Source organism: Buchnera aphidicola (Stegophylla sp.) (genome assembly GCF_005080785.1).
Classification (GTDB): Bacteria; Pseudomonadota; Gammaproteobacteria; order Enterobacterales; family Enterobacteriaceae; genus Buchnera_L; species Buchnera_L aphidicola_AQ.
The window spans coordinates 212,403-229,885 of the sequence record NZ_CP032998.1; the positions used below are offsets into that span (position 1 = coordinate 212,403).

14 protein-coding genes are annotated in these 17,483 nt (G+C 23.2%); 8 read left to right on the top strand and 6 right to left on the bottom strand.

Features of this window, described 5'->3' with window-relative positions; translation table 11 throughout:
* Positions 1 to 74 precede the first annotated feature (74 nt).
* Complete coding sequence (gene fldA / locus D9V79_RS00920) at positions 75 to 608, bottom strand: flavodoxin FldA (protein ID WP_158351796.1); 534 nt, start codon at positions 606 to 608, stop codon at positions 75 to 77.
* Positions 609 to 860: 252 nt separating this feature from the next.
* On the opposite strand from fldA, the gene D9V79_RS00925 reads away from it, so the two are divergent.
* The 5 genes from D9V79_RS00925 to pfkA all read left to right on the top strand — a co-directional run bounded on the left by D9V79_RS00925 (position 861) and on the right by pfkA (position 7,475).
* Positions 861 to 1,604 carry a Nif3-like dinuclear metal center hexameric protein gene (locus D9V79_RS00925; protein WP_158351799.1) on the top strand — a complete coding sequence of 248 codons (744 nt, stop codon included), beginning with the start codon at positions 861 to 863 and terminating at the stop codon, positions 1,602 to 1,604.
* An 88-nt stretch (positions 1,605 to 1,692) separates the two neighbouring features.
* Complete coding sequence (locus D9V79_RS00930; protein ID WP_158351801.1) at positions 1,693 to 4,422, top strand: 2-oxoglutarate dehydrogenase E1 component; 2,730 nt, start codon at positions 1,693 to 1,695, stop codon at positions 4,420 to 4,422.
* Positions 4,423 to 4,433: 11 nt separating this feature from the next.
* Positions 4,434 to 5,612, top strand: a complete 1,179-nt coding sequence (gene sucB, locus D9V79_RS00935) for a dihydrolipoyllysine-residue succinyltransferase (protein WP_158351803.1) — start codon at positions 4,434 to 4,436, stop codon at positions 5,610 to 5,612.
* 57 nt (positions 5,613 to 5,669) lie between these two features.
* On the top strand, positions 5,670 to 6,368 hold the full coding sequence (gene gpmA, locus D9V79_RS00940; protein WP_158351805.1) for a 2,3-diphosphoglycerate-dependent phosphoglycerate mutase: 699 nt from the start codon (positions 5,670 to 5,672) through the stop codon (positions 6,366 to 6,368).
* A 144-nt stretch (positions 6,369 to 6,512) separates the two neighbouring features.
* Complete coding sequence (pfkA, locus tag D9V79_RS00945) at positions 6,513 to 7,475, top strand: 6-phosphofructokinase (RefSeq protein ID WP_158352167.1); 963 nt, start codon at positions 6,513 to 6,515, stop codon at positions 7,473 to 7,475.
* Between the two features lie 294 nt (positions 7,476 to 7,769).
* On the opposite strand, the gene rpsA is transcribed toward pfkA, so the two are convergent.
* The 5 genes from rpsA to serS form a co-directional block, all read right to left on the bottom strand.
* Positions 7,770 to 9,434, bottom strand: a complete 1,665-nt coding sequence (gene rpsA / locus D9V79_RS00950) for a 30S ribosomal protein S1 (protein ID WP_158351807.1) — start codon at positions 9,432 to 9,434, stop codon at positions 7,770 to 7,772.
* 96 nt (positions 9,435 to 9,530) lie between these two features.
* Positions 9,531 to 10,211, bottom strand: coding sequence for a (d)CMP kinase (gene cmk / locus D9V79_RS00955; RefSeq protein WP_158351809.1), 681 nt, complete (start codon positions 10,209 to 10,211; stop codon positions 9,531 to 9,533).
* A 73-nt stretch (positions 10,212 to 10,284) separates the two neighbouring features.
* Entirely contained in the window at positions 10,285 to 11,580 is a 1,296-nt protein-coding gene (gene aroA / locus D9V79_RS00960) for a 3-phosphoshikimate 1-carboxyvinyltransferase (RefSeq protein WP_158351811.1), read from the bottom strand.
* A 79-nt stretch (positions 11,581 to 11,659) separates the two neighbouring features.
* Positions 11,660 to 12,751, bottom strand: coding sequence for a 3-phosphoserine/phosphohydroxythreonine transaminase (gene serC, locus D9V79_RS00965; RefSeq protein ID WP_158351813.1), 1,092 nt, complete (start codon positions 12,749 to 12,751; stop codon positions 11,660 to 11,662).
* A 50-nt stretch (positions 12,752 to 12,801) separates the two neighbouring features.
* A complete protein-coding gene (gene serS / locus D9V79_RS00970; RefSeq protein WP_158351815.1) occupies positions 12,802 to 14,091 on the bottom strand; it encodes a serine--tRNA ligase in 1,290 nt (429 codons plus the stop codon).
* 192 nt (positions 14,092 to 14,283) lie between these two features.
* On the opposite strand from serS, the gene trxB reads away from it, so the two are divergent.
* The 3 genes from trxB (at position 14,284) to aspS (ending at position 17,353) form a co-directional block, all read left to right on the top strand.
* A complete protein-coding gene (trxB, locus tag D9V79_RS00975; protein WP_261978584.1) occupies positions 14,284 to 15,246 on the top strand; it encodes a thioredoxin-disulfide reductase in 963 nt (320 codons plus the stop codon).
* Between the two features lie 29 nt (positions 15,247 to 15,275).
* Positions 15,276 to 15,491 carry a translation initiation factor IF-1 gene (gene infA, locus D9V79_RS00980; protein ID WP_158351817.1) on the top strand — a complete coding sequence of 72 codons (216 nt, stop codon included), beginning with the start codon at positions 15,276 to 15,278 and terminating at the stop codon, positions 15,489 to 15,491.
* 149 nt (positions 15,492 to 15,640) lie between these two features.
* On the top strand, positions 15,641 to 17,353 hold the full coding sequence (gene aspS, locus D9V79_RS00985; protein WP_158351819.1) for an aspartate--tRNA ligase: 1,713 nt from the start codon (positions 15,641 to 15,643) through the stop codon (positions 17,351 to 17,353).
* The last annotated feature ends 130 nt before the right edge of the window (positions 17,354 to 17,483 follow it).

Consider the following 17,483-nt stretch of genomic DNA (forward strand, 5'->3'; position numbering starts at 1 on the left):
TTAAAAAATATTTTAATATTGTTATCATTAGTAATAATTTATTTTTCTAATAATATAAATTTTATCATAAATATTTAAATATCGTTATTAGTATATATTTGTTTTAATTTATATAATATTTTTGTAACCCATGTTTCTACTCGATATTGGCTGTAAGACGATTGTCTATCTTCATCAATAACTAATCCAGCAAAGTATTTTGAATTTAATAAAGCTTTAGATGACTCAAAATTATATCCTGTAGTTGGCCATTTCCCTATTATAGTAGCACCTTGATTTTTAAGAATATTATATATAATACCAATCGCATCACAAAAATATTCACTATAGTCTTCTTGATCTCCACAACCAAATAAAGATATTATTTTGTTTTTAAAATTTATTTTTTTTAGTGTTGGAAGAAAAGTATCCCAATCACATTGTAATTCTCCATAATACCATGTTGGTATTCCAAAAATTAAAATATTAAATTTTGTTATTTCTTTTTTCGAACATGTAGATATATCATAAATTTCTGCTTTTTTGGTTCCAATTATATTATAAATCATATTAGCTATTTTTTCTGTATTTCCAGTATCACTACCAAAAAAAATTCCTATTTTTTCCATTTTACCTCTTTGTGATTATTTGATTTGACTAATAAATTTTAATATTTATTATTACTTTTTAATAATTCATTATCAACATATTAAATAATTATATTAATTTATAAAATGATCATAATATTATATTTTATAAAATTGATATAATATTTATGTAACATAAATATTATTTTACAATAATGTAATTATTATATTTTGAATTATATAATAAAACTTATTGATTACATAATATATATTTTTATTTTTGACAATCATAATATGAATAATTATTGTTTAGAAAACATTATTAATAAAAAATTAAATGCGCATTTATTTCATGATATAGCTTGTAACGGCTTGCAGATACCGGGATATAGTAATATATATAAAATTGTTATTGGTGTTAGTATATGTAAACCATTAATTGATTTTGCTATTCAATATCGTGCACAAGCTATTATTGTACATCATGGTTTATTTGTACAAAATGAATCTTACAATATGCGAATGTTAAATCAAAATAGAATAAATCTATTATTAAAACATAATATTAATTTATACAGTTGGCATTTACCTTTAGATGTGCATGAAAAACTTGGAAATAATGTACAATTAGCTAAAAAATTGGGGATTAATGTTTTAGGAAAAATATCTGATGTTATCTTATGGGGGGCATTTCCATCATATATTACGATTCAAAATTTATTTAATAGAATTAAAAAAAAATTATATCGAGATCCTCTTTGTTTTAACCATTTGCCATCGTCTAAAATTCATACTATTGCTTGGTGTAGTGGTCGTGGTCAAAAATTTATTGAACAAATTTATAATTTAAAATTAGATGTTTTTTTAACTGGAGAGGCATCTGAAGATACTATGCATTATATATACGAAAATAATATGATTTTTTTTTCAGCAGGCCATTATGCTACAGAACGATATGGTGTACAAGCTTTAGGGCAATGGATATCTAAAAAATATAGTTTAGATGTTGTATTTGTTGATATAAACAATCCCATATAAAATATTTTCATTTAAAATTGAAATACTAATTATAAATATTTTTATTGTGTTTACATATTGAATGTTTGAGTAATTTATAGGTCATATGATGAACAAAAAAGATATATTTCATTCAAATTTTTATGATTTAAATGGTATTAATCAATTATATATTGAACATATTTATCAAAATTTTTTAAATAATTCAAATTCGGTAGAATTGTATTGGCAAAAATTTTTTAAAAAAAATAAAAATAAATTTTTGTTAACAAAAAAAAAATATCAGTACGATGATCAAATGGACAATAATGGGATTATTAATAGTGATCAACTTAATGAATTAAAATTAATTGATTTATTTCGAAAATATGGTCATCAATATGCTAATTTGGATCCCATTCAATTAATATATCACAAACATAAATTAAATGCTTTTTTATTATTATATGGTTTTAGTTTTATTCATAAGATTAAAAATAAAAATCATAATACTCAATATCAAGATTCACCAATAAACACATTACAATCGATTTATAAAAAATTTAAAAAAATATATTGTACAACATTTAGTATAGAATATATGCATCTTGATGAAAAACAAGAAATGTTTTGGATTCAAAAACATGTAGAGAATAAAGTTAATAATTTTTTTTTAACAAAAAAAAAAAAAATTAAAATTTTAAAAAATTTAGTAAAATCAGAAGTTTTTGAAAAATATTTACATAGTCAATTTCCAGGCACAAAACGTTTTTCTTTAGAAGGATCTGAATCATTAATTCCTGCTTTAGATACTATGATACATTATGCTGTAAAAAAAATGTCTTCAAAAATAATTATCGGAATGGCACATAGAGGAAGATTAAATGTTTTAGTTAATATTTTAAAGAAAAATATATTGCATTTACGTAATGAATTTTCTAATACTTATATACCTACTTTTGGAACAGGAGATGCAAAATATCATTTTGGAATGTCATCAAAAATTAAAATAAAAAATCAAGTAATTATGGTAGATTTGAAATCTAATCCGTCACATTTAGAAATTATTAATCCTGTTGTTATGGGTTCTAGCAGAGCATATATAGATCAAAAAAAAATATTTAATTCTAATAGCATATTACCTATAAATATACATGGAGATTCTGCAATTATTGGTCAAGGTGTTAATCAAGAAACATTGAATATGTCGAAAACAAACGGATATACTGTTGGAGGTACTGTACACATTATTATTAATAATCAAATTGGTTTTACTACTTCGAATATTAAAGATATTCGATCATCTAGATATTGTACCGATATTGCTAAAATGATACAGGCTCCAGTATTTCATGTTAATGCTGATGATCCAGAAGCAGTAATATTTATTATACAATTAGCATTAAGGTTTAGATATAAATTCAAAAAAGATATTTTTATTGATTTAGTATGTTATCGAAGACATGGTCATAATGAAGTTGATGAACCTAGTGTGACACAACCATTAATGTATAAAAAAATTAAAAACCATCCTACTGTATGTACAATATATGCAAAAAAATTAGAATGTGATAAAGTTATTAATTCAACATATTTAAATAATTTAAAATTAAAATATAGAAATAAATTTGATATTAATGATAAAAATGAAAATTATACGACTTTTAATAATGAAAAAATATGTACAAAAATTAATATATTATATAATTTAAAAATTTATGATATTCAAAATTTAGCAATTCAAATTAGTTATATACCTAAGAATATACAAGTTCATAATAGAATTATTAAAATATATAATAATAGATATAACATGGCAATACGGAAAAGATTATTTGATTGGGGTAATGCAGAAATTCTAGCATATGCTACTTTATTATATCAAGGTATTGCATGTAGATTATCAGGTGAAGATGTTAGTAGAGGTACTTTCTTTCATCGTCATGCTATTATATATGATCAAAATAGTGGAATTAGTTATATTCCTTTAAATCATTTAAAACAATCCAAAAATAAATTTTATATTTGGGATTCTGTATTATCAGAAGAATCTGTATTAGCCTTTGAATATGGGTATTCTATTGATTCATATAATACATTAAATATTTGGGAAGCGCAATTTGGTGATTTTGTCAATGGTGCTCAAATTGTAATTGATCAATTTATTAGTTCAGGTGAACAAAAATGGGGAATAAAATCCAAGTTAGTTATTTTTTTACCTCATGGTTACGAGGGTCAAGGTCCTGAACATTCTTCAGCAAGAATAGAACGATTTTTACAATTATGTGCACAAAATAATATGGTAGTTTGTATTCCTTCAACTTCATCCCAAATATACCATTTAATACGTTATCAAGCATTATGTCAAATTTTTAAACCTCTAATTGTTATTTCTCCAAAATCTTTATTACGAAATATTATGTCTAATTCATATTTATTAGAACTTGAATATGAGTATTATAAATCTGTAATCAATGAAATTGATTTTATTAATTTATCATTGATTAAAAAAGTAATTTTATGTTCAGGAAAAATATATTATGAATTATTATCTGAAAGACGAAAAATGGATAAAATACATGTTATTTTAATTCGAATTGAACGATTATATCCTTTTCCGAAAAAAAAAATATTAGATTTATTAAAAATATATTGTTTTATAAATAATACTTTTTGGTGTCAAGAAGAACCTAAGAATCAAGGTGCATGGTATTATATTCAAAAATGTTTCATGTCTATATCTAATATAAAAATTCAATATATTGGAAGACCTTCTTCTGCAGCACCAGCTGTAGGATCTATGTTTCTTCATTTAAAACAACAGAAAGAAATTATTAATTGCGCTCTTAATATATATTAAAGAGATTTGTAATGAGTCAAATAGATGTTTTAGTTCCTGAATTACCGGAATCTATTACTAACGCTACAATTATTCATTGGAATAAAAAAATTAACGATCTTGTCAAACGAGATGAAATACTTGTAGAAATTGAGACAGAAAAAATAATTTTAGAAATTCCGTCTCCAGTGGATGGTATTTTAACATCTATAATAAAAGATGAAGGTGAGATAGTTAGTAACAAACAAATTATAGGTTGTATTAAAAAAAAAAAAAACATAAAATTAAATAATGATACAAAAAATAAAAATAATAATATATCAACAATACATAACATACCTCAATGTAAAGAAAAACAATTTTTTACACATTATTTAAGTCCTTCAATACGTAGAAATATTACGAAAAATGGTTTACAAAATTTGGAAGTATTAAAAAATCAATCTGTTATAAATAAAAAAAAAGATTGTTTGAATTTTAATATAAATAATAAAACAACAAAATTATATCCTCGTCACGAAAAGAAAGTTTTAATGACTCCTATTCGTCAACGAATATCAGAAAGATTATTATATACTCAAAATAATACTGCAATGTTGACAACATTTAATGAAGTTAATATGAAATCAATTATTAATATACGTCAAACATATGGAAAAATTTTTCAAGAAAAACATCATATTAAATTAGGTTTTATGTCTTTTTTTGTTAAAGCTGTTGTTGAATCTTTAAAAATGTTTAAAACAATTAACGCTCGTATGCAACAAAATTATATTATATATTATGATTATTTTGATATCAATATTGCTATTTCTACACAAACAGGTTTAGTAACTCCTATTTTAAAAAATGTAAATTTTATGAGTATGTCAAAAATAGAAAAAAAAATTCAATATTTTACTAATAAAAGTCATCAAGGACAGTTAACATTATCAGATTTAGTAGGAGGTAATTTTACTATTACCAATGGAGGTGTTTTTGGGTCTTTATTATCAACACCTATTATTAATCCACCACAATCAGCTATTTTAGGTATTCATGCTATTAAAGAACGTCCTATTGCAATTAATGGAAAAATAAAAATTGCACCTATGATGTATATTGCACTTTCTTATGATCATAGATTAATTGATGGAAAAGAAGCAGTAGGATTTTTAAGTATGATTAAAAATATATTAGAAGATTTTACAAGAGTATCATTAGAAATTTAAATAACTATAATAAAAATTTAATTTATAATATATTATATTTATATTACAGGAATACTCATGGAGAATAATTATTTAGTTTTAGTACGACATGGTGAAAGTATATGGAATAAATTAGAAAAATTTACAGGTTGGACTAATGTAGAATTGTCTGATCAAGGTAAAACAGAAGCGAAACAAGCTGGAAAAATATTAAAGAGAAATAAATTTAAATTTGATATTTCTTATACATCGGTATTAAATCGAGCTATTGACACTTTATGGAAAATATTAAAAGAGTTAAATCAATGCTGGATACCAGTGAAAAAAACATGGTATTTAAATGAAAGACATTATGGTAAATTACAAGGATTAAGTAAAATAGAAACAAATTTAAAATATGGTGAAAAAACAGTCGAAAAATGGCGTAGAAGTTTTACATCTATACCTCCAAAATTAAATACAACAGAAAATTTAGTTTTTATTAATGATGAAAAATATAAAAAATTAAATTGTCATCATATACCAGTTTCAGAAAGTTTAGAATTAACTCTGAAGAGAATATTACCTTATTGGAAAAATATTATATTTCCTAATATAAAAAAAAAAAAAAATGTTTTAATTGTTGCTCATGGTAATTCTTTGCGAGCATTAGTAAAGTATTTATCACGTATTAAAAATCATGAAATACCTTATCTGTCTATTCCTACTGGTATTCCAATAATTTATAGTTTTGATAAAAATTTGTATCCGTTAAAATATTATTTTTTAGAAAAATAGTAATTATTTATTATATAAATATTTATTTATATATTTATCCTCAATAAAGCACAGATATATAAATACAACTTTATTTATATTATTAATATGATTATATCACTACTATATACCTTAATATATATGTAAAACTTTAAGGTCATTATGATTATTAAAAGAGTTGGTGTATTAACGAGTGGGGGTGATGCTCCTGGAATGAATGCTGCTATTCGTTCTGTAGTACGAACAAGTTTAAGTGAAAAAATAAAAATATTTGGCATATATGATGGTTATTTGGGTTTATATGAAAACCGTATGATAAATTTAGATCGATATAGTGTATCTGATATAATTAATAAAGGTGGTACTTTTTTGGGTTCAACTCGATTTCCTGAATTTTCTAAAAAAAAAATTAGGCATGTTGCAATTAATAATATAAAATGTAAAAATCTTGATGCTCTTATTATTATCGGTGGTAATGGTTCTTATATTGGTGCTAAAAAAATTACGAAAATGGGAATACCGTGTATTGGTTTACCTGGAACTATTGATAATGATGTTTTCGGTACTGATTATACGATAGGATATTTTACTGCTTTACAAACTATAGTAAACGCAATAGATCGTTTACGAGATACATCTTCTTCACATAAAAGAATTTCTATTGTAGAAGTAATGGGTCGATATTGTGGAGATTTAACATTATTTTCTTCTATTGCAGGTGGATGTGAATTTATAGTATTACCAGATATGCATTTTAAAAAAGAAAATTTACTACAATCAGTACAAATGGGAATAAAAAAAGGTAAAAAGCATGCTATTATTGTTATAACAGAATTTATGTGTGACGTGAAGAAATTAGCGAAATATATTGAAAAACATACTCATCGAGAAACAAGAGCAACAATTTTGGGATATATACAACGCGGGGGATCACCTGTAGTATATGATCGTATTTTAGCTTCGAAAATGGGCGCTTATGCAATTGAATTACTTATTAAAGGATATAAAGGTAGATGTGTTGGTATTCGTAATGAAAAAATAATACATAGTGATATTCAAAAATCTGTTAAGAATATTAAAAAAATATTTAAATATAATTTATTTAAAATTATTAAAAAATTATATTAATTCATATGAGTGCCTGAATAATATTGGCACTCATATATTATTTAAAATATGTTGTATTATTTTTAAATATTCCATATAAAAATATAACAATGGCTATATTTATTATAAATACATAATATAATATAGTTTATTTATTTGTAATATTTTAATTATTTTTTATATAATTAATCTATTAATCAATTTTGTTAAACTATAAATAATATTTTATTTTATTCTTTATTTATATTAACATATTTATAATATGATAGTATTGTATAATTAAAAAGATATATAATATATTTATTTAATTTACTTTTATGTAGTATTAAACGACATATTTGTAATATTTAAAAGTAAATTCTTATTTTCTTTAATTTGTTGTATATAACGATTAATATGATTTTTAATAAAATTCTTTTTTACAGAAACATTGACTACTCGATTGTTGTAATCACAATTATCGATTCGACATTGTAGAATATTATTGATATTAAATATTTTTACAATATTCTTAATTTTATACTGTTTTAATACACTATTCATGTTTAATATTCCAATAATATTTTTAGATAATTTAAGATGTAAAGTGTTATTACTTATAGAAAGAATTTTACCACTAATAATACTATTTTTTTTATGTGTATTCATATATGCATGTAATGGATCTGAATGTAATTGTTTAATTCCTAATGATATTCTTTCTCTATCAGAATCTATTTGTAATATTACTGCAGATATTTCATCACCTTTTTTATATTTTATCAATACTTTTTCATTCGAACGATCCCATTCAATATCTGATAAATGTATCAATCCATCAATTCCTCCTTCTAATCCAATAAAAATTCCGAAATCAGTAATAGATTTAATTTTACCTGTTACTTTAATACCTGTTGCATATTTTTTTTCAAAAATTTTCCATGGATTAGGTTGGCATTGTTTAATACCTAATGAAATTCGACGTCTTTCTTTATCAATATCTAATATCATAACTTGAATCATATCTTCAATCTTTGCTATTTTAGATGGATGAATATTTTTATTTGTCCAATCCATTTCCGAAACATGTACTAAACCTTCTATACCTTCTTGGATTTCTACAAAACATCCATAATCTGTTAAATTTGTTATTCTTCCATGGACAATTTTCCCTTCGGGATATTTTTTATCAATATACATCCATGGATCTTCATTTAACTGTTTTAATCCTAAAGAGACTCTTGTTTTATCACGATCAAATTTTAGTACTTTAACACAAATTTCATCACCTATACTAATCATTTCACTAGGGTGTTTCACTCGTTTCCAAGCCATATCAGTAATATGTAATAAACCATCTACTCCACCTAAATCAATGAATGCTCCATAATCAGTTAAATTTTTTACTATTCCTTGAATTTTTAAACCTTCTTGTAAATTAGATAATAACTGTTCTCTTTCGGCACTATGTGTAGATTCGATAACAGCTCGTCGTGAAACAACTACATTATTCCTTTTTTGATCTAATTTAATAACTTTAAATTCTAATTTTTGTCCTTCTAAATAATTTGTATCTCGTATTGGTCTTATATCTACTAAAGAACCAGGTAAAAATGCTCGAATATTATTGAGTTCAACAGTAAAACCTCCTTTGACTTTACTACTAATTATACCTGTAATTGTTTCAGAGTTTTTATGTATTTTTTTTAATTCTAACCAAGATTCATATCTTTTAGCTTTTTCTCTTGATAATATCGTAGTCCCAAAACCATCTTCTATTGCATCTAATGATACATCAACACAATCACCAATATTAATCTCTAATTTTCCTTGATTATCTTGAAATTGTTCAATAGGAATATATGATTCAGATTTTAATCCAGAATCAATTAATACCATATCTTTTTCTATATTTAAAACAATTCCAGAAATAATAGATCCAGGTTTTGTGTTTAAGGTACTTAAAGATTCTTCAAATAATTCAGAAAAAGTTTCATTCATATAAATAATTTTTAATATAATAATTTAACATCTATTTTATATCCACTAAAATAGGGTTATTGATATATTCTATAATTATCCTAATTATAGTCAGAATTAATATTTAAAATAATCATGTTGTTTAATATATTGAATTGCCATATGTACTACTTCAATACAATTCATATTATTAGAATTAAGTATAATTGCATCTTTTGCTGGTTTTAATGGAGAATGTTTTCTATTTTGGTCTTGTTCATCTCTCGCTTTCATATCTTGAAATAAATTTTTAAATTCATAATTATATTTTTTTTTTTTAAATTCTTGTAATCGACGATGTACTCTATTTGTTAATGTTGCTTCTAAAAAAAATTTTATTATTGCATCTGAAAATACTACTGTACCCATATCACGACCATTAGCAACTAACCCAGGAGGTTGTCGAAATAGTCTTTGTTTATTGACAAGATATTTTCTAATATATTTATAAGTAGCTAATTTAGATGCTATAATAGTAACTGAATTTGATATCATATATGTATTAGAAAAATTCTTATTCATAATTTTGCATATATAACCATTTTTATAAATAAAATATTGATCTAATTTTTTTAAAAGAGGTATGATATATTCTTTAGACATAGGATTTTTTTGTTCTAAAAACAAACATGCTAATATTCTATATAGAACACCTGATTCTAGTGAAAACCAATTTAAATATTGAGATAGTGATTGACATAATTTACTTTTTCCGGATCCAGAAAAACCATCAATTGTAATCACTGGAATCGAATTCATACTTTATACCTCTATAATTATAATTGATAATAAATATAATATATTATTTATATTTATTAAAATACATTGTTGCTTATGATTGATATATACTCACTTTCAATAATTCGGAAAAATATTTTGGAAAAGTTTTTGAAACACATTGAGGGTTTATAATAGTAACAGGTTGATTTGACAAGGCAATTAAAGAAAAACACATTGCTATTCTATGATCATTATAAGTATTAATATGAGCATGTATGAATTTTTTAGGTGGAGTAATGCGAATAAAATCTTTGCCTGTATATACAATAGCTCCTACTTTTCGTAATTCTGTTTTCATAGCATATAATCTATCTGTTTCTTTTACTTTCCAGTTATATATATTTCGAATGGTCGTAATACTATTGTTATAAACAAATAGTGCCAATATTGCAATTGTCATAGCACAATCAGGAATGTGATTAGCATCTAAATCTATTCCTATTAAATTACCTTTATAACATTCTATAAAATTATCGCCTTTATAAATTTTTGCTCCCATATTTTTTAAAACATCTACAAATTGAATATCTCCTTGTATGCTGTTTTTTCCTATTCCTGTTACACGTATATATTTTCCTTTAATAGCAGCAGCACTTAAAAAATAAGATGCAGAAGAAGCATCTCCTTCAATCCAATAATTACCAGGAGAAATATATTGTTGATTACCTTGAATATAAAATTGTTTATAATTATTATTATCAATATTTATTCCAAAAGATTTCATTAAATTTATAGTAATATCAATATATGGCTTAGAAACTAAATGATTTTTTATAGATATAATAGTGTTTCGTTTTGCTAAAGGAGCAACCATTAATATTGATGTTAAAAATTGACTAGAGATATTTCCTTGAATGGTAATATTACCGCCTTGAAAACCTCCTAAAATACGTATGGGGGGATATTTTTTTTTTTTTAGATATTGTATACAAGCTCCTCCTTGTATTAAAGCATCAACTAAATGATGAATGGGACGCTCTTGCATGCGTAAATCACCAGTTAATGTAATATCATTTTTGTGTAATGATAATATTCCCGTTAATGGTCTAATAGCTGTTCCAGCGTTACCTAAAAATAATGATGTTTTATGGTTATATAATACTTGAGGATTTCCTTGTATGATACAATTTTTCTTATTATTACTTAAATGATATTGTATGCCAAGAGTTTTTAAAGCGTCTAACATATAATGAATATCATCACTATCTAATAAATTTTTTAAATTAGTTTTTCCATATGATATTGATGCAATTAATAAAACTCGGTTAGAAATACTTTTAGAACCTGGTAAACATACTTCTCCATATATTGAAGATATTGGTTTTAACGTTAATTTTTTTGTGTTCATAATATTTATTTTACTAGCATATTTATATGATTGATATTATATATATGTAATATACATAAATACTTTAAGTATTTAATAATTATCCGTATTTTTTTTCAAATTGTATCATAAATTGAACTAATTTTTGTACTCCAGATATTGGCATAGCATTATAAATAGAAGCTCGAAATCCACCTACAATTTTATGACCTTTGAGAAATTTTAAACCATGTTTATTTAATTTTTTCAGAAAAATATTATTTAAATGAGGTTTTTTTAATTTAAAAGTAACATTCATATTGGATCGATTACGTTGGTGAATGTTATTTATATAAAGATTACTATGATCAATTGTATCATATAATAATTTTGATTTTTGAAAATTTAATTTTTCAAAAAAATGTATTCCACCTTGCTTTTTTATCCATTTTAATACTAACCCTGATACATACCAGGAGAATGTTACTGGTGTATTAAACATAGATTGATATTTAAACAATGTTTTATAATTTAAAATCGATGGAAATAATAGTTTATTATGAATATTTAATAATTTATGTTTTAAAATTATTACAGTCATTCCAGAAGGACCAATATTTTTTTGCGTGCTGGCATAAATGAGATCATACTTTTGAATATTAATTTTACGAGATAATATACATGATGAAAAATCACCTACAATAATTTTATTATCAAAATTAGGTTCTTCATAAATAGCAATACCTTCAATAGTTTCATTAGGACAATAATGTATATATGCTGTATTATTACTTAAATTCCATTCTTTCATAGGCATGATAGATATTTTGTTTTCAATTTGTGATATTACATTAATTTTACGCGGTAAACAATATTTTTTTGCTTCCAACATAGCAGAATTTGACCAGTATCCGCTATTAACATAATCAGCAGAATAATCATTTCCTAATAAGTTTAATGGAATTGCATCAAATTGACCTCTTGCTCCTCCAGAACAAAATAATATAGTATATTGATCGGGAATATCTAATAATTCTCTTAAATATTGTTCTAATTCTTGTACAATGGTTTGAAATTCTAAACTTCTATGACTAATTTCTATTATTGATGTACCGATATTATTCCAATTTAAAAATTCATTTTGTACTTGTTGCAATACTTCTTGGGGTAACATAGACGGTCCAGCACTAAAGTTATATATTGTTGTATTCATATGATTATGTTTAATTTTATGTTTTAGTATTATAATTATAATATCAATATTTATTTTATATATTTAATACCATGCATATATTTATAACGTAATACTTTTGGTATTTTAATACTTCCATCAGTATTTTGATAATTTTCTAATATTGCAGCTAATGTTCTACCAACTGCTAATCCTGATCCATTAATTGTATGAACAAATTTTTTTTTTTTTGTATATTGATCATAATATTTTATTTGCATTCGTCTTGCTTGAAAATCAGACATATTAGAACAAGAAGATACTTCTTTATAATTGTTTTGTGAAGGAAACCATACTTCTAAATCATATGTTTTAGCAGATGTGAAACTAACATCTCCAGTACATAAAAGTACTTTTCGATATGGTAATTTCAATAATCGTAATATTTTTTCAGCATGAAACGTTAAATTATCCAAAATATGCATAGAATATTTTGGATGACTGATCTGAATCATTTCAACTTTGTCAAATTGATGCATACGAATTAAACCTTGTGTATCGCGTCCATAAGATAAATGTTCAGAACGAAAACAAGGTGTGTATGAAGTTAACATAATAGGTAAATTAATTTCAGAAATAACTGTATTTTGAAACATACTTGTTAGTGGAACTTCCGCAGTGGGTATTAAAATATATTTATTTGTATTATTTTCACTTGAAGATACATAAAATAAATCTTTTTTAAATTTAGGAAGTTGACCGGTACCATATAAACTATTATAATTTAACAAATATGGGACATATGTTTCTGTATAACCGTGTTGCATAGTATGTATATCTAACATAAATTGTCCTAATGCTCGATATAGTAAAGTAATTTGATCTTTCATAATAACAAATCGAGAACCAGATATTTTCACAGAAGAAAACCAATCAAAACCATTTATTTTTTTTCCTAAAGTAATATGGTTTTGTATTTTGCAATTATATTTTTTTATTTTACCCCATACATGAAGAATTATATTATTACTAAAAGTTCTTCCTATTGGTACTGTGTTATGAGGAAGATTCGGGATATATGATAAAAATTTTTTAATTTTTTTTTTTATTTCATATAATTTTTTTTTTTGAATAATTAAATGTTCTTTTAATTTTATAACTTCATTTTTTTTATCTGTATAATCTTTTTTTATAACTTTCATGTTTCCTATTAATTTAGATAAAAAATTATATTTAGATTGTAAACGTTCTGTTTGAAATTGTATTTTTTTTCTATTTTTTTCCATAACATGGAAAATATCTAAATTTAAAATAAAATTTTTATTTTTTATTTTTGACGTAACAATTTTTGGTTTATTACTCAATAAAAATGAATCTAACATAATATATTTAATTTTTTATTTATCACAAATTATAACATACATAAAAAATATTATCTAATTAAAACTATAATGATATATTAATTCCATTTAATTAATATATTTTTACAAGATATGATTAATATATAATATAAAATGTATATATTTTAATTTGTATCAATAATTTAATTTAATTATATAATAGAGTATATATTTGTGAAAAATAAACATATATTGCATAAAAAATTAATTATCATTGGTTCTGGCCCTGCAGGTTATACAGCAGCCATATATGCATCAAGAGCAAATTTAAAACCTATATTAATTACTGGAATGCAAAAAGGAGGACAATTAATTACTACAAATCAAATTGAAAATTGGCCTGGAAGATTTGAAAAAACTACTGGTTTAGAATTAATGCATGATATGGAACAACATGCTATAAAATTAAAAACTATTATAGTTCCTGATCAAGTATTAAAAATAAAATTTTCCTATCCAAAATTACGTATATTCTGTGAAGAACATCAATATACTAGTTATGCATTAATTATTGCTACTGGATCTTCTCCACGTTATTTGAATTTACCTTCTGAAAAAAAATTTCTTGGAAAAGGCATATCAACATGTGCTACATGTGATGGTTTTTTTTATAAAGATAAAATAGTTGCAGTAGTAGGAGGAGGAAATACAGCTATTGAAGAAACATTGTATTTGTCTAATATAGCTTCAAAAGTGTATTTAATACATCGTCGTAATGTTTTTAAAGCGGAAAAAATATTAGTAAATCGTTTAAAAGAAAAAATAAAATATGGAAAAATTATTTTATATACTCCATATACTATAAAAGATATTTATGGAAATACTCAAGGAATATCATATATAAATATAGTATCCAATAATCATGTGAAATCAATTAACATATCAGCTTTATTTGTTGCTATTGGTAGTATACCAAATACACAAATATTTGAAAACAATATAAAAACTCAAAATGGATATATTCAAACAAATATATATAATAATCAATATCATACACAAACGAATATACCTGGAGTATTTGCTGCTGGTGATGTATCAGATTATATATATAAACAAGCAATTACATCATCTGCTAGTGGTTGTATGGCTGCATTAGATGCAGAACGATATTTAAATTGTTTAAATTTTAAAAATTAAAAATTTATAAAATATTAAATAGGAAATATATGAAAGAAAAAAATATTGAAATGAAAGGTAATATTATAGATACATTACCTAATACAATGTTTAAAGTACAATTAGAAAATGGACATATTATTATAGCTCATATATCTGGAAAAATGAGGAAAAATTATATTCGTATTCTTACCGGTGATAAAGTTACAGTAGAGTTAACACCATATGATTTAACAAAAGGAAGAATTATATTTAGAAGTAGGTAATAATATATATTTTTAAAATATAAATATTTTATTCAATTATAAAACATTTTAATCTTACATTATATAAATTCATTAATATTTATATAATATATTTATATAATATTTTGTAATACTAAAATTATAATTTAATTATTTAGGAAAAATCAATTATGAGGAATCAATATTGTGGTCAATTAAGATTACAGGATGTAAAAAAAAATATAATATTATGTGGATGGATTAATTGTATAAGAAATTTTAAAAATTTTGTTTTTATTGATTTACGTGATTACACAGGTATAGTACAAATATTTTTCGATTCTAAAAATAAAAAAAATTTTGATCAAATTGTTAAATTAAAAAATGAATCTTGTATTCAAGTATATGGTATTATTCAAGAAAGATCATCACAAAATAAAAATTTCAATATAAGTACAGGTGATATCGAAGTAGTTGCAGATAAAATAAAAATTTTTAATACTTCTAATACTTTACCTATAGATTTAAACCAAAAAAATAATACAAAAATGAGACTTAAATATCGTTATTTAGATTTACGACGACCTAAAATGATAAAGAATTTGCAAATTCGTAATTACGTAACTAATATTGTTCATATGATAATGCAAAATAATAATTTTTTAAATATTGAAACACCTATTTTAACTAAATCTACCCCAGAAGGGGCGCAAAATTATATTATTCCAAGTCGAATACATAAAGAAAAATATTATGCATTACCTCAATCACCTCAATTATTTAAACAATTATTAATGATTTCTGGAATTGATAAATATTATCAAGTTGTTAAATGTTTTCGAGATGAAGATTTACGGTCTGATCGTCAACCTGAATTTACTCAAATTGATATAGAAGCATCTTTTGTTAACCAAAAAAAAATATATTCTATTGTTGAAAATATAATAATAACGATATGGAAAAAAATTATAAATTATGATTTGAAATCATTTCCTGTTATTTCATTTCAGGAAGCCATATATAAATATGGGTGTGATAAACCAGATTTGCGTAATCCTATGGAATTAGTAGATATACATAATTTTATTCCTCATGATTTTATAGAATATAACAATACTAATAATTTTCGTACTGCCGCTTTATTAATTCCTCAAGGACTATTATTATTGAATAAAAATAATATAGATAAATATAATACTCTTATTCAAAAATATAAAAACGTTTTTTTTATTTATATTCAAGTTAAAAATATTCAATTGAAAAAGATAGATATTCTATTTTCTCAGAAATTGTTTACAACAGATTGTTTATTACGTATTTTACAACATGTTTGCGCCAAAAATGGAGACATTATATTAATTCTGTCTGGAAATTGTCAAATAGTAAATAAACTTTTTAGTGATTTAAGGATTATGATAGGTAATGACATAAAAATTACAAATAATAATATTTGGAAACCAGTATGGATTGTAGATTTTCCAATGTTTGAAAAAAATGATAATAATTGTTTTGTTTCTGTTCATCATCCGTTCACAGCGCCAAAAAAACATATAACTATTCAACAATTGCAACATAATCCGGAATCAGTGATTTCTAATTCTTATGATTTAGTAATGAATGGATATGAAATAGGTAGTGGATCAGTACGTATACATGATAAAAAAATGCAGGAGGCAGTTTTAAATATATTAGGTTTATCAATTCGAGAACAAAAAAAACAATTTGGTTTTTTTCTTGACGCATTACAATATGGAACTCCACCTCATGCAGGTATAGCATTAGGATTGGATCGAATTGTAATGTTATTAACTTATAGTGATAGTATTAAAGATGTTATTGCGTTTCCTAAAACTAATTCAGCTATATGTTTAATGACACAAGCTCCAAGTAAATTAATAAAATAATCAATTTATATTTATTATATATTTGTACTATATTTAATATTTTTTTAAAATTATAATTTTATTTAAAATATAAATGTAATTATATTAATAATAATTTATTATATTTATAAAATAAAATATTGTAATATAT

Bases quoted from the DNA above. Each gene is read 5' to 3' on its own strand.
- gpmA (WP_158351805.1), top strand. From the start codon at position 5,670: ATGGAGAATAATTATTTAGTTTTAGTACGACATGGTGAAAGTATATGG.
- serC (WP_158351813.1), bottom strand. From the start codon at position 12,751: ATGAATACAACAATATATAACTTTAGTGCTGGACCGTCTATGTTACCC.
- fldA (WP_158351796.1), bottom strand. From the start codon at position 608: ATGGAAAAAATAGGAATTTTTTTTGGTAGTGATACTGGAAATACAGAA.
- serS (WP_158351815.1), bottom strand. From the start codon at position 14,091: ATGTTAGATTCATTTTTATTGAGTAATAAACCAAAAATTGTTACGTCA.
- cmk (WP_158351809.1), bottom strand. From the start codon at position 10,211: ATGAATTCGATTCCAGTGATTACAATTGATGGTTTTTCTGGATCCGGA.
- D9V79_RS00925 (WP_158351799.1), top strand. From the start codon at position 861: ATGAATAATTATTGTTTAGAAAACATTATTAATAAAAAATTAAATGCG.
- rpsA (WP_158351807.1), bottom strand. From the start codon at position 9,434: ATGAATGAAACTTTTTCTGAATTATTTGAAGAATCTTTAAGTACCTTA.
- aspS (WP_158351819.1), top strand. From the start codon at position 15,641: ATGAGGAATCAATATTGTGGTCAATTAAGATTACAGGATGTAAAAAAA.
- D9V79_RS00930 (WP_158351801.1), top strand. From the start codon at position 1,693: ATGAACAAAAAAGATATATTTCATTCAAATTTTTATGATTTAAATGGT.
- sucB (WP_158351803.1), top strand. From the start codon at position 4,434: ATGAGTCAAATAGATGTTTTAGTTCCTGAATTACCGGAATCTATTACT.
- aroA (WP_158351811.1), bottom strand. From the start codon at position 11,580: ATGAACACAAAAAAATTAACGTTAAAACCAATATCTTCAATATATGGA.
- infA (WP_158351817.1), top strand. From the start codon at position 15,276: ATGAAAGAAAAAAATATTGAAATGAAAGGTAATATTATAGATACATTA.